This window comes from Streptomyces sp. NPDC056486, assembly GCF_042795295.1.
Taxonomy (GTDB): Bacteria; Actinomycetota; Actinomycetes; order Streptomycetales; family Streptomycetaceae; genus Streptomyces.
Genome location: NZ_JBHTSF010000001.1, coordinates 175,551 through 190,010, shown reverse-complemented (window position 1 = coordinate 190,010; position 14,460 = coordinate 175,551). Strand labels below are relative to the sequence as shown.

General features: G+C 65.4%; 7 protein-coding genes and 1 pseudogene. 5 read left to right on the top strand and 3 right to left on the bottom strand.

The window, feature by feature from the left end:
• The first annotated feature begins 169 nt into the window (after nt 1-169).
• From ACFQ7F_RS00805 to ACFQ7F_RS00795, 3 genes are all read left to right on the top strand, one after another.
• Nucleotides 170-2,245, top strand: coding sequence for a glycoside hydrolase family 36 protein (locus ACFQ7F_RS00805; protein ID WP_383264012.1), 2,076 nt, complete (start codon nt 170-172; stop codon nt 2,243-2,245).
• A 106-nt stretch (nt 2,246-2,351) separates the two neighbouring features.
• The gene (locus ACFQ7F_RS00800; protein WP_383264009.1) at nt 2,352-2,825 is read left to right on the top strand and encodes an MFS transporter; all 474 of its coding nucleotides are present in this window, start codon (nt 2,352-2,354) and stop codon (nt 2,823-2,825) included.
• Nucleotides 2,826-4,128: 1,303 nt separating this feature from the next.
• Nucleotides 4,129-6,396: an NACHT domain-containing protein gene (locus ACFQ7F_RS00795; RefSeq protein ID WP_383264006.1), complete on the top strand. Its 2,268-nt coding sequence runs from the start codon at nt 4,129-4,131 to the stop codon at nt 6,394-6,396.
• A gap of 184 nt (nt 6,397-6,580) precedes the next feature.
• Here the strand turns inward: ACFQ7F_RS00795 and ACFQ7F_RS00790 are convergent, their stop codons facing one another.
• Nucleotides 6,581-6,742, bottom strand: coding sequence for a hypothetical protein (locus ACFQ7F_RS00790; RefSeq protein WP_383264004.1), 162 nt, complete (start codon nt 6,740-6,742; stop codon nt 6,581-6,583).
• A gap of 43 nt (nt 6,743-6,785) precedes the next feature.
• On the opposite strand from ACFQ7F_RS00790, the pseudogene ACFQ7F_RS00785 reads away from it, so the two are divergent.
• A pseudogene (locus ACFQ7F_RS00785) lies at nt 6,786-7,883 on the top strand (integrase core domain-containing protein).
• A 113-nt stretch (nt 7,884-7,996) separates the two neighbouring features.
• A complete protein-coding gene (locus ACFQ7F_RS00780; RefSeq protein ID WP_383264001.1) occupies nt 7,997-9,220 on the top strand; it encodes an integrase core domain-containing protein in 1,224 nt (407 codons plus the stop codon).
• A gap of 149 nt (nt 9,221-9,369) precedes the next feature.
• Here the strand turns inward: ACFQ7F_RS00780 and ACFQ7F_RS00775 are convergent, their stop codons facing one another.
• Together ACFQ7F_RS00775 and ACFQ7F_RS00770 are read right to left on the bottom strand one after the other, a co-directional pair.
• Entirely contained in the window at nt 9,370-9,759 is a 390-nt protein-coding gene (locus tag ACFQ7F_RS00775) for an Imm10 family immunity protein (RefSeq protein WP_383263998.1), read from the bottom strand.
• A gap of 23 nt (nt 9,760-9,782) precedes the next feature.
• Entirely contained in the window at nt 9,783-14,450 is a 4,668-nt protein-coding gene (locus ACFQ7F_RS00770; protein WP_383263995.1) for an RHS repeat-associated core domain-containing protein, read from the bottom strand.
• Nucleotides 14,451-14,460: the final 10 nt, after the last annotated feature.

Below are 14,460 nucleotides of genomic sequence, written 5' to 3'. Positions count from 1 at the left end.
CCCCCGACCCCAGCCGACCCACTGCGAAAACCGGTAGTAAGACCAGGCATCGACCAGCCTTACGGACGGTCGCTTCGTCGCGAGCGTGCGGCTCGACTTTGACGATCCACAACGACGGACAAAAGGCGGCTGCCCCAGGCGGGCACGCACGACCGAAAGAGAGTTCGACATGACGGACACGAACCGGCGAAGCGTACTGAAGGTGGCGCTGGGGGGTGCAGGCCTGGCCGCCTTCCCCGCCGTGGCCATGGGCGCCTCACCCGCGGTCGCCGTACCGAACTCGGATCCTGATCTCGTCGGAGTCGGCGACACCTCCATCACCCTGGAGTTCGACGACCAACTGCGCAGCAGAGTGGCGCTGAAGGGCATCGGCCTCACTCGCTTCGACGCAGGCGAAGCCCTGCTGGTGGGCGACAAGACCATCGAGGCGTTCGCCTACCGCGGGCACCGGACCCGCACCATCCGGCACACCCGCCACGGCGCGGGCGTCCGGGTGACGATCGAGGGCACGTCCAAGGAAGGCGTGCACAAGGCAGTCGAGCTGACCTCCTTCGAGCGTCTGGCCGGCATGATCGTGATGAAGGTGACCTACACCAACAGGTCCTCCACCGCGCTGAAGGTGACCGGGTGGCGCAACGGAGCCCACGAACTCCTGGAGACTCCCGGCGGCTTCTACACCTTCTCCGGCACCACGTACACGGACCGCCGCGACTGGGTGATGCCGGTGAAGGACGGCTACGTCCAGGAGAACTCGCTGGGGATGGACTCCTCCGACTACGGCGGCGGCACCCCGCTGGCGACCATCTGGCGCCGGGGCGCGGGCCTCTCCGTCGGACACGTCGAGCCCTTGGCGACGGTCCTGCGCATGCCGGTCCGCAAGACGGACGCCGGAGCGAGCATCGCCATCCAGGACGACACCGCCCGCACCCTGAAGCCGGGCCGTCGGCTCAGCACCGACACCACGTTCCTGACCGCCCTCCCGGGCGACCACTTCGTGCCGCTCCAGCGGTACCGCGACTACATGAGCGACATCGGCCAGCGCGCCCCCAAGGTCCCCGCCTCGGCCTTCGAACCCATCTGGTGTGCCTGGGGCTACGAGCGCGACTTCGCTACCGAGCAGGTCACCGGAGCGCTGCCGAAGGCGCACGAGGTCGGTCTGCGCTGGGCCGCGCTCGACGACGGCTGGCAGACCAACGAGGGCGACTGGGACATCAACACGGCGAAGTTCCCGCGCGGCGAAGCAGACATGCGGGCCTTCACCAAGGAGATACGGGACGCCGGTCTGCGGCCGCGCCTGTGGTGGGCCCCGCTGGCGGCGGACCCCGACAGCAACCTGTTCCGGGACCGGCCCGACATGCTGCTCCTTGACCGCGACGGCAACAAGCAGTACGTCACCTGGTGGGACGCCTACACCCTCTGTCCGGCCTACCAGCCGACGGTGGACTACTTCGTCGAGCAGGCGAAGAGGTTCATCGGCGACTGGGGTTACGAGGGGCTCAAGATCGACGGCCAGCACCTCAACAGCGTCGCGCCCTGCTACAACCCGAAGCACCGGCACGCCCGCCCCGAGGAATCCACCGAGGGCGTGGCCCTGTTCTGGAAAGCGATCCACGAAGCCGCGCACGAGGCGGACCCCGACGCCCTCGTCGAGCTCTGCCCCTGCGGCACCGCCTTCGCCTTCCACAACCTGCCCTACGTCGACCAGTACCCCAGCTCGGACCCGGAGTCCTCCTACCAGGTCCGGAGCAAGGGCAAGTCGATGAAGGCGCTGATGGGCGCGGGCAGCAGCTACGCCGGCGACCACGTCGAACTGAGCGACGGCGGGAACGACTTCGCGTCCTCTTACGGGGTCGGAGCCGTCCTGTCGACCAAGTTCACCCTCCCCGGAACCGGAGCCCCGGACAAGGCGACCGACCTCACCCCGGAGAAGGAGGTCCTCTGGCGCAAGTGGATATCCCTGTACGAGAAGAACATGCTGTCCACCGGCGAGTACCGCGGTGAGCTGTACGACATCGGCTTCGACAAGCCCGAGGCGCATGTCGTGGCCAAGAAGCGGACCCTCCACTACGCCTTCTACGCCGACCAGTGGGACGGGACGGTCGAGCTGCGCGGTCTGGGCCGCACGCGGTACCGCCTGACCGACCCGTTCACCGGCAAGTCTCTCGGAACTGCCACTGCTCAGCACAACACCGTGAAGCTGTCCTTCGAGCGGTTCCAGCTCATCGTGGCCGAGCCCATCGGCTGATCAGCCGGGGCGGCCGGGGCGGCCGGGGCAACACTCTTGATAATGCGAGTGGCGTGCCACCGGCTTGCCGGGCTCCCGCTTCTCCACCTGTGGCGTGGAGTCCCGCATGCCCCACCTGGTACCCGACACCCCGCCGCAGCGCGTCCTCGCGGCCAGGAACTTCGTCTACACCATGGGCTACGGCCTCTATCTGACGGCCGGGGTGCTCTACTTCACCGAGGCGGTCCACCTTCCGGCAGGTCAGGTGGCGCTCGGACTCGGCATGACCGGTGTGGTCGCGCTGGTCCTGGGCGTCACCGTCGGTCATCTGGCAGACCGGCACGGCGCGCGCGGCGTCTACGCGGTGACGCTCACTGTCCAGGCGCTGGCCACCAGCTGCTTCGTACTGGCGGACACCTTCTGGCTGTTCGTGGTCGCGGTCTGCGCAGCCGCCGGGGCGAGGACAGCCGGGGCAGCAGCCCGCTCCCCGCTCATCCGGCACTACGGAGGGGACCGGCCGCAGGAGTTCCGGGCCTATCTGCGTACGGTGACCAACCTCGGCATCTCCCTCGGTGCCGTGCTGGCGGGCTGGGTGGTGTAGCTCAGCACGCTCACCGCCTATCAACTGATGGTCGCCTGCAACGCGATCGTCTTCCTCGTCGCCGCGGTGATCCTGTTCCATCTGCCGCCGGTCACGCCGGTCCCCGCCCCCTCAACCGGGGACCGGACCGTCGTCAGCCTGAAAGGCTGGTCCTGTGCCGGGCGGCGACCAGGCTCTCCGCGCTGGCTCGCCTTCGCCGCCTGGCATGATGCAACCGGCCGGAGCGGCTGCGCCCGGGGAGCGGACCGCCCTCAACCGGACGGCGCAGACGAACTCCGCACGGACGGCAGGGTCGGGGGCGTCGTACGGGACACAGTCCTCGACGCCGCCAACGCCCTCATCCTCGGGGCCCGCGAGCAGACAGACGACACGATCGCCCCCCGTGGGTCGCCACGGGGCAGAGCTCAATACACAGACATTCGGGACCGATTCGCAGCAGGTGGCCGAGCAGTCATGCTGCTCGCGTTGGGCCTTCGAAGTGTCCACAGACGCCGTATCGGTGTAAACGGATCCAGCCCGCCGGCGAACGCTGAGGCCCCCTGCCAGCACCTAGCTAACGGGGGCCTCAGTGACCCTCACGTGTCACGTTGCTGTCACCAACACCGTCGACGCACCTGGACCACGAAGGCCAAACCTGCGTGAACGGCGTCGATCTGGACCACGTGGACATCAAAAGTCGGTTCTGCCTACCTGTGCCATGTGGGACCGGTGGCCCTGTCGGCACCGAAGAGCAAGATCCGGACCAGGGTCGGTCCAACACGAGTTCCTGTCTAGCACTTCCGTCCGTTTCAGCAGCTCAGAAGCGGCGAACGCCGTATACCACCAGCAGACCTCCCCGACCGTCACTCTCTGGGGGCCGAGGGGGCAACTCCCAGCGCGTCACTGCTTTGCCAGTCGCTCCCACACCGCGAAGTAGGGGTCTTCCGGAAACGCCCCCCATCCGCGACGTCTCTGTCGGGACGACAGGATTTGAACCTGCGACCCCTTGCCCCCCAGTCAAGTGCACGATTCTGGTTCGGAGTTCTGAAGCCTCGTTGGCGCCTGTACGACGCCGTAGGCGGAAGTACAGCGCCGCTTAGGCCCCTCACACCCCGCAGAGCCACCGCCTGTCGATCAGCACGTACCCGGCCCCGCTCCCTCAGTCCGCCAAGTACCCCTCCTACTCTGCGCCCCCATGCCACGCACGCCGCCAGCGCTCCACCGGCGCGTACCCGAATACAACCGGCCTACGGCAGCCGTGCAGCCCTCCCTTCCCCGTCTGACGACTGTGCCCGGCGGCTCAAGCAGGCGCACGATGGTTGCCATGAAGACCTGGGGTCGCCTGTCGAGTCCGGCATGGGTCGGGCGGCGCTATCTACTGTTCACGTCGATCGGAGCTGCGGGAGCGCTGCTGTTGGCGATCCGCTTCAATCTGGGAGCCGCAGCGATCGCCGCGGCGCTGATGACCTCACTGGGGCCGACCTATCTGGCCTGGGCCACGTTCCGCTACGCCCGCGCTGAGGCCGCCGTAGCGTTGGACCTGGACGCCATCGCCGGGGATCTGTCCCTGACAGTGCAGCGGGCATGGGAGAACGAGGCGCGTCTGCGTAGACTCCACGACCCCTACCCGCTGCCAATCGCCTGGCAAACCGGCGACCCGGACCTTTTTGAGGAGTGGTCGCTGCTCTGCACCCTGGCCCGCGCTGGCCCGGGCGGGCCGCCCTCCGATCCAGCCTTCTGGCCCGCCGACGCCGACGGGTTGGCCGGCAGCGGCCCGGACATCACAGACGTCTTCTCCCGGTGCCTCCCCACCCGACGCCTCGTCGTCCTGGGGGAACCCGGAGCGGGCAAGACCGTGCTGCTGATCCGTCTACTCTTGGGCCTCCTGCACCAACGACCCTCCCGAAGTCCCGTGCCGGTGCTGCTTTCCCTGGCTTCCTGGGACCCCTGCCGCCAGTCACTGTTCTCCTGGGTGGCCCGGCAGCTGCGACGGGCATACCCGGCGCTGACGGCAGCGGTGCCCGCCCCGCGGGCCGGCGAGGTGACCGACCTTGCACAAGCCCTGCTGAACAGCGGTCGGATCCTGCCCCTTCTGGACGGGTTCGATGAGCTGCCCGTCGCGCTGCGCGCCCGGGCCCTGGACGCCATCAACCAGGCACTCCCGCCTGGTCATCCCGTCGTGCTCTCCAGCCGCACTGCCGAATACCGCGCGGCACACCTCCGCCAGGGCACCATCGCACGACTGAACGGAGCCGCAGGCATCCGTCTGCTATCCCTGACACCCGACCAGGCGGCCACGTACCTGTGCCGGGACGCCGGCGGATCACACAGCCCGGCAGCTCACCGCTGGCACACGGTCACACGGCTACTGGGCACGGACGCCCCCGTGGGACAGGCCCTGAGCACGCCGCTCGGACTCTTCCTGGCTCGTACGATCTACAACCTCCGCCCCGGTACCGAGCCCGACCGCCGATCACATCCCGATGAACTGTGCGACACCCGGCTCTTTCCCACCCGAGCCCATGTGGAGGCCCATCTGCTCGACGCCTTCGTCCCGAGCGCCTATGCCAGCAACCCCTGTTGGTCGCCTGCGAAGGCGCGTCACACCTTCGCCTTCCTCGCCCGCCACCTGGAGGACCACCGCCTCGGCAGCCCTGACCTATCGTGGTGGGACCTGTGTTACGCCCTTTCCCCACGCGCCCGACGTCTCTTGCTCGGATCGGCCACAGGATGCGCCTTCGGCCTGCCGTTCACGCTCATCGCGGGGATCGGCTTCGGTCTCACCGTCGGCGTTGTCTCCGGGCTGGTGGCCGGCGTCGCAGGAGGAGTCGCCGGAGCAATTGTCCATCCGCCGGATGTCCCGGGCATCCGTATGGTCTGGTCATGGCCCGCGACCACGGTCGGCATCGGGTTCGGCATTGTCGTGACTCTCAGCTTCACTCCCATGGTGGGCGTTGTGGGTGGTATCGAGTTCGGAGCGGCGGCCGCCCTCTCAGCGGCGTTCCCGTTCGGGATCGGGGTGGCTCGCCCGGACTTGACGAAGACGGTGGACCCGGCCCTGCTGCTCACCCGGGATCGCCGTACATTCCGCATCATCCTGCTGCTCAGTGGAGTTCTAGGTGGACTTGTCGGCGGAATCACTGGTGGCGTGGAGGGCCGAACAGAGGCGGGGCTTGAGACCGGACTCGTTTCCGCCGTCCTGGTGGGGTTCGGAGTTGGGTTCAGTGTGGCCATCGGATCACGAGTCAGCATGCGCATCGCTGTCGGCCTCGCCTTTCTGCCGCCCTTCATAACCGGAACTGTGATCGCCTTCAACACCGGGCCAGGGATCAATACCATCGTCGGAGCCGGGTCGGGGGTCGTGAAGGGGCTCATCAGCGGACTCGTGGCCTGCCTCTCCGTCACGGCTTGGGGAGCCTTCCTCCTCACCCGGTGCTATCTGGCTGTGTCGCGCCAGGCCCCCTGGCGTCTGATGGCGTTTCTCCGGGACGCTCATCACCGCGGCGTCCTGCGGCAGGTCGGGGCCACGTACCAGTTCCGGCACATTGAGCTCCAACGTCACCTGGCTCGCCCGCCCCGCCCCCCTGGCTGACGGCGCACTGCGTCCAAGTGACCATTACAGATACCGATCCAGGGCGAGGTGAGTTGGGCGGTTGGAGTCGACCGCCGGGCTTCGACAACGTGCTGATCTCTCATTGCCGCAAATGGGTCTGGCATGGGTGGCGCACGATAGCCGGGGGATGCAAGGTCGCGCGTCCGTTGGTTGACGGGCCGCTTCACGCGCCCGCTACCGCGACTACGCCACCCACGACCTCAACCCGGCCCTCGGAAATCTGAAACTGGACGAGCTCAGCCCCCGCCACATCGCCGCCTTCGTCCACACCCAACTCGCCGCCGGCCGCAGCCAGATCACTGCGCCTGCCGAAAAAGTCGTCCACGCAGCTCAGAGCCTTGTTAAACGGTTCGGCAGGATGAGCACTCGTGTTGCTTCGTCTCGCCTACCTGACCGTCACCAACCTGTTCGCCACGCTGCGGTTGCTGCCGATGAGCGACCGCGACAAGGACGCGGAGATCCTCGCCCTGCGCCACCAGATCACCGTCCTTGAGCGACAGCTCGGTGCGGACCGGATCAAGTTCGCTCCAGAGGACCGGGCGTTGCTCGCCGCTCTGCTGGCGCCGCTGCCCCGCCATGTCCTGCGTCGACTCCGCTTACTGGTCCGGCGCCCGACACCGTGCTGCGCCGGCACCGCGACCTGATCAAACGGCGCCACGCCCACACGTGCCGACCCAAGAAGCCCGGTCGACCACCCACGGTCCGCTCAAACCGTGTGCTGATCCTGCGCCTGATCCGGGAGAACCCGTCCTGGGGCTACCGCAGAGTGCACGGCGAACACGCCACCATTGGCATCCAGATCCCCGCCTCCGCCGTCTGGGAAATCCTCACCTCCGAGGGCATCGACCCCGCGCCCGACCGAGCCGCCACCACCTGGGCCAACTTCCTGCGCCCCCAGGCCGATGCCCTCCTGGCCTGCGACTTCATTGCGACCGTCACCCTGACCGGGCAGCGTCAGTACATCCTCGCCGTCATCGAACACGCCACCCGCCGCATCCGGACCCTCGGCACCACCACACACCCCACCGCGGCCTGGGTCAGCCAAGCCGCCCGCAACCCGGCCATGGACCTGACGGACGCCCAAGCCACCCACGCGTACCTGATCCGGGACCGGGACGCGAAGTACCCCGCCCTCTTCGACCAGATCCTGAACGATGCCGGCATCCAGGTCGTGCGCACCGGCATACGAATCCCGCGCATGAACGCCATCACCGAGCGTTGGGTCCAGTACCTGCCGCCACGAACTCCTGGACCGCACCCTCATCTGGAACAAACGCCATATACGCCACGCGCTCCGCCAGTACGAACGGCACTACAACACCCACCGGCCCCACCAAGCGACAGACCAGGCAGCACCCCTGCGCACCACCCCCGAACCACTCACCCGCACACAGATCACCCACCTCGACGTCCGCCGAAGAGACCGCCTCTGCGGAATCCTCCACGAATACCAACACACCGCTTGAACTGCACGGATGGAGTTTTCGGCAGGCGCAATGACCTTGTGGGTGCCCGAAACTCGGCTATCCCTACTGACCTGGTCTTGCGGTCAAGGCCGGGCATGACGAGATCCTGAGACATGGCTCTGCGGCTGCTGTACCTGGCCTTCCTGAAGATCTTGGGATGGATCGCGCTGCTGGCGCGATCAGAGACTTCCAAGAACACAGAGATACTCGTACTGCGGCACCAGCTCGCTGTTCTCCGCCGTCAGGTCGCCCGGCCACAACCCTCGTGGGCGGACCGGGCAGTGATCACGGCACTGGCCCGGCTGCTGCCCAAGAACCTACGAGGGCACCTGTTCGTCACCCCGGGCACGCTGCTGCGCTGGCACGCCGACCTGGTCAAACTCCGCTGGACCTACAAACGGCGAGGCCTGGGCCGTCCACCGACCCGACGGACCGTACGGGAACTGGTGCTGAGTATGGCCGCAGAAAACCCGCACTGGGGATATCGCAGGATCGCAGGCGAACTGGCCCGCCTGGGCCGCCCAGTCGGCGCCTCGACGGTATGGGCGATCCTGAAAAGAGCCGGGATCGACCCGGCACCCCGCCGCTCGGGCCCGACCTGGGCAGAGTTCCTACGCAGCCAGGCCTCCGGCATCCTGGCGGTGGACTTCTTCCACGTGGACACTGTCCTGCTGCGGCGCCTCTACTGCATGGTGGCCATGGAGATCTCCACCCGGCAAGTGCACCTGCTTGGCGTCACCGCCCATCCGACCGGTAGCTGGGCAGTCCAGCAGGCCCGTGGTCTCCTCATGGCACTGGACGACCGCGTTGACCAGATGAGGTTCCTGATCCGGGACAGAGACACGAAGTTCACCGACGCCTTCGACGCCGTCCTCGCATCCGAGACCATCCAGGTACTGCTCACACCAGTCCGGGCCCCGCGGGCGAACGCCTACATCGAGCGCTGGATCGGCGGATGCCGCCGAGAACTCCTCGACCGCACACTGATCACCAACGAACGGCACCTGCGCAACGTGCTGGCCACATACGAAACGCACTTCAACACCCACCGCCCCCACCGCGCCCTCCACCAAGCAGCACCCCTGCGACCACTCCCCGACCCGGACGGCCCGGACGGCAAGGTCATCCGTCGAGATCTACTCGGTGGCGTGATCCACGAGTACACGCAGGTCGCAGAGGGCGGCCGAGTTTTGGGCACCCACAGGGCCACCTTCATGGATGAACACGGCCGCGACGCACTGGTCTGCGTATTCACGCTGATCAATGGTTCCCTGTTCCTCGAGGCTGCCACGACGTACAGCTGCGGAAACTCGACAGAACGCGGCGGAATATGCTGATGCCATCCAGATAGACAATTTCTCGGGTTGAGCGGATACCGCCATCCCGGGGATAGGCGTTCCCGACGAGCAAGAAACAGCGGCCCTCGCGAAGAATCCCTCACGAGAGTCACTGTGGATCATCTGTAATGGCCCCTCAGGGCAATGCGTCAAAATCCTCGAACTTCAGGCACTTGGCTCGGCACACCCCAGGTGACGACGCGCCTGAGCACGGTCCTGAAGTCGTTCCAGTCCTGCTCCGGCACGTTGAAGTCAACTTCGATGACCTCGTCCAGCTTGAGCGTATTTGCGACTCGAGGCGACAGCTTGAAAACGGCAGGCTGCTGGGAGAGGTCGATGGACAACACTCCGCCGTAGCTGGTCGCGCCCGCTCCCGTGGTCACACAATAGCTGTTGTTGAAGAAGTCCGTCTCGTCCTCGGAGCCTTCCCAAGGGTCGTCCGCGAAGATGTCCCGTTGGAACATGACGGCGATTCCAGTGCCGTCCTCCCGCTCGGAGAACCCGGCTTCCAGGACTTCGTCGTCCTCGTCTTCCTCCATGCCGCATGCTCGGACAGTAAGCCTCATCTACGCCTCCCAGCTTGCCAAGTGCCCGCACCTTCGGGGCCGTCCCAATTGTAAGTAACGTTGGCCCCCAGCTCGCGATGCATCCGGTTCATGGCTCCACGGCATCGAGAACAGGGGGGCAGTACAGCATCGATCACCGCATGCTCACCGGGTTGCAGCGGGATCTGGCCGTGATAAGGGTCATTAGGGATGTTGATCCGCGGGCCGGTGGATGCCCCTGAGAGCCGCGAGACCCGGTGTTCGGTGTGTGTGACCGCTTGCGCGTTATAGCCGCGCCCCAGGGCGGCTTCCTGCTGTGTCATGCGCCCGCTCCACACCCCATACTGCATCCGAACACTGCCATCTGGAGCATGGATCGTCACATCGGCGATGTGACCGTGAACAGCGTTCTGGCTCGGATCCAGAGCCTCGTCGCCGCATCCAGGGGCCAGCCCAAGAGGATCGACCCAGAAGAACGGGTTGCGCACATAGCCGTATTGGTTCGGAGCGGGAGCAAGGCCCAGCGGATCCGGACTCTGGTACCGGGCAGTTTCGGGATCGTAGTACCGGAACAGGTTGTAATGGAGCCCAGTCTCAGCGTCGTGGTACTGACCGGGAAACCTCAAGGGACAGTGAGCGGCACCGGAAGTCTCTTCTCGGGTCCTGCCCCAAATCGTGCGCCGAGGCTGCCATGCGATCTCCCCTCGCTCATCGATCAGTTCGGTTGGGGCGCCGACGAGATCGCTGACGATGGAGTAGAAACGGCTGTCGATCTCGTCTTGTGGAGCATCGGCGCGCCCGACAACCCGCTCTATCTGTGTGAGTGGTTCATAACTCTCAGGGGAGCAGTCCCAGGTCGTGACGTGATGCTCGGTGCTGGCACCTCGGGTGTACACCTGCTCGGCGATCACCGTGCCATCCCAGGCAAAGGTGACCTCTTGATCGACGCCTGTGCCATCGGCCGCAAGGCGCTGCTTCGCGATGCGGCGGCCAGTGGGATCGTAGAGATAGCGCCATCGGGCGCCATCCGGGGTTGCCACAGCGGTGAGGCGGTCGTGGGGGTCCCAGGCGAACTCCCAGATCCGTCGGCCCCCCGAAAGCAGGCGCGTAATGTGCCGCACCACGCGCCCCTGACCGTCGTACTCGTAGAAGGAGCGGCCGGCTCGCCGAAGTAGCGTGCCTGTGTACTCGCGGTCCCCACCGGTGGCTGCGCGTGGGCTGGAAGCGTTCTCGTCGGCACTACCAGTTGCCGCGGTACTGTCCCAGGCGGCGGACGTAACGTTACTGCTGGCGTCGTAGGAGTAACGCTCACTTCCTGTGGCGGAGCCGACCGCGAGAACGCGGCCCAGCTCATCGAGCTCAATAGGTTGCCGCCCCTGAAGCAGATCATTGATCTCGGTGAGATCGCCGCCGCTGTTGTACGAATAAGTGCGGTGCACTACTTCGTGCGATCGACGGGCAGCTTCGGTGGGCTGCGGGCCGTCAGCCTCTCCAGGGAAGGTGACGGCCTGCGCGACTAGCTGGCGACCTGATCCCCACGACCGGGTGAGTCGAAGTCCTGAATCAAGGATCCGCTCGGTCTGGCGATTGAGGCCGTCGTGAGTGAAGGAGAGGCCGTGTCCGCCGCTGACCAAGCGTGTCGGGCGTCCAGCCGCGTCATACTCCACCCTGCTCGCCACGCCGCTCGGGGTGTGCCTTTCCGTACGTCGCCCGAGAGCGTCGTAGCCGAATGAGGCTGTTCGATCGTTGCACGTCTCGGACAGGACACGGCCGAGCGCATCATACTGGTATGCAAGAGTGCTGTACGGATTACTGGCTTGAGTCAGTCGACCGGCCGCATCAAAGGCGAAGGTGCTCACTTCGACACCTTCGCCGTCAGCAGCACGCTGCTCAATGGCGTTCCCCATGAGGTCACGCGTGTAATGCACGGACTGGCCAGTGCCGTTCGTACGTGTGGTCAACTGTCCCACCGCATCACGACAATACGACACGGTACGGCCGTTGAAATCGTCCTCTCGCACCAGTTGGCCCGCAGCGTTATACGCGTACGTCCAGGTCAGCTCCGCTGGATTCTGCACCTGCAGCAGGCGCAGTTCCCCGTCATAGGCGTACTCGTGTCGGGTACCATCCGGGTCGATGCGTGCCGACACGAGGTCGAAGTCAGTTACCTCATACCGAGTTCTGTTGCCAGAGCCATCGATGTGAGCGGTGATGTTTCCTTCCCCATCGAACTCCCACCTTTCTCTGCCTCCATGGGAAGGAACTCGCTCAAGAAGATTTCCTTCCACTGACCAAGAGAGACGGGTGTCGTTCCCCGCAGTATCAGTGATGCGCACGACACGACCGAAGGCGTTATACGTGTAGTACGTGCTATTGCCCAGGGGATCTGTGAGACAGAGAGGAAGTCCGGCCGCGTCTGTGTCCAACCGGTGGACACCGCCAAGTGCATCGGTGATCGAACTCAGGTGGCCGAGCGAGTCGTATGCGTAGACAGTCTTGGAGCCGCCAGGGTCGGTGGTCTGGAGCAGGTTGCCACGTTCGTCGTAGGAGTGGCGCCACTCGGAACCGCTCGCATCGATGATGGTGACGGGCTGGTGGAACGCGTTGTACGAGGACCGCACAGACACGCCGTCGCGACGGACCACCTCGGCTACGTTGCCCGACTCGTCGTAGCTGTAGGACGTCGTCCGATTCAACGCGTCAGTAACGGACAGCAAACGGTTACGGCGGTCCCAGGCATAGGTGACTGTCGCCCCCAGCGGGTTGATCTCTGCCGTGAGCTGAAGCAGATCGTTGTACCTGTACTGGGTCCTGTTCCCCAGCGCATCTGTATAGACAGTGTTGCGGTCTTCCGTGTCGTAGACGACTTCACAGTCGAGGTACCCGCCAGCACCTTCGCCGCGTATGCAGCGATCGGCATCGTCGTAGTGGAGCCGGTACCAGCTGTCGTTCCGATCGATCCACGAGGTGATTCGCGACCGGTCATCGTACGTGAGTTGAAATGGGAAATCGCTCGAGTTATAGATCTCCGATAGGTTGCCATGTGTGTCGTATCCGTAGCGACGCACAACGGTGCCGTGCTCTTCATCATCCTCGACGCGAAGTCGCAGTTGCGTAACACGTCGGGCCTGCATATCAGTGTCGACACTGATGTGATAGCCACCGGAATGACGCACTGCCAATGGGGTTCCGTCAGGGGCCCGGTCGAATTTGATCCGATGGCCACCGCGATCCGAAATCTCTGCAAGAGGAAGGGAATAGTTGCCATCAGGCCCAGTGCCTTGCACCGCTGGGAAGAAGTGCCGCGTGCAACCCGACTCAGGGTCACTGATCCGAATTGATCCGGTCCGCGTGCCGTCCCACTCAAGGGGCCATCGCGGTCCGTGCTCCGGAAAGGCAGGGACTCCGGGAACTGGGACGGGATACACGAGCACCATTCCGTCTTCAGTGGCGAAGAGGATACCCTCGTCATCCAGCTCTAGGCGCTCATCGAGAGTGGACGCCCAGGACCTTCCAAACCACTGCCCTGAACGGTACGTCGAAAGGTGGGTCCGCTGGAGAATTTGCGTCAGCAGGCCAGGAAGCTCGACGTCGACCTCGGTCATCAGATACTCGCCCGAGATCATGTCAATGGGCTCACCGTTCTTACAACGGCTTTTAAAAGGCTTACCCTTCCCGATCGCGTTGTCTGCTTCTTTTCGCAGACCACGCTTCATCAGACCCTTCGCTATCCCCTTCAAACCGCCCTTGGCGAGACCTTTCACGCCCTTGGCGAGCTTGCCGACCGTGGTGAGGGCCTTGCCGCCGGGGATGCAGTCCAGCGCCGCGAAGGCGACGTCGAGTAGCCCAGCCTCGCCCTTCGCATATTTGTTGAGGGTGTCGGCAAGCACGACGAGGGCAGCGACCAGGACGATGGCGGCGAGAATGGGCCCGCCGACGATCATGGCGATGACGCCCAGGACGGCGACGACGACCTTGCAGACCTCGACGATGGTGTCCCAGTTGTCGGTGACCCAGTCGCCGACCTCCTCCCACCACTTGCGGTTCTGAACCCCGGCGTCGGAGGCGTCTTCCAGCTTCTTCTTCGCCGTGCCCGCGGCGTCCTCGCGCATCTTGCGGGCGTCCTCGGCCATCTTCTTCGCCGCGTCCAGGTTGCTCTTCGCGGCGGACACGTCGGACTTGGCGTCCGTCTGGGCCTTCTCGGCGGAGGTCGCGTTGCGGGAGGCGGCCTTGACCTTGTCCGGGTCCGGCTTCGGCACGTCCTTGGACTTGCCGGAGTCCTTGTCGTCCTTGTACTTGTCGGCTTCCTTGCCCGCCTTGTCCACCCAGGAATCGGCGGAGGTCAGCCGGGTCTGGGCGGAGCTCAAGTCGCCCTGCGCCTCGCGGCCCTTGACCAGGGCCTTGTCCGCCAGGGCCTGGGCGCGCTCCAGCTCCGGCCAGTACGTGGACAGCGCGTCGCCGGCCATCTCGTAGCTCTTCTTGAGCTTCTTCAGCTTGCCCGGCGCGTCCTCGAACTCCGCCGTGAACGATTCGGCGGTCTTGCCCGCCCAGGTGAGGATCGCGTCCTCACCCGCCATCCCCTTGATGTCACGCAACACCTTCGAGACGTCGTCGGCGAAATCGTGCAGGTTCTTCGCCAGGTTGCGGACCCGGTCCGGATCGCCCGGAGTTGGGTCCTTGTCCAAGTCAAGGACA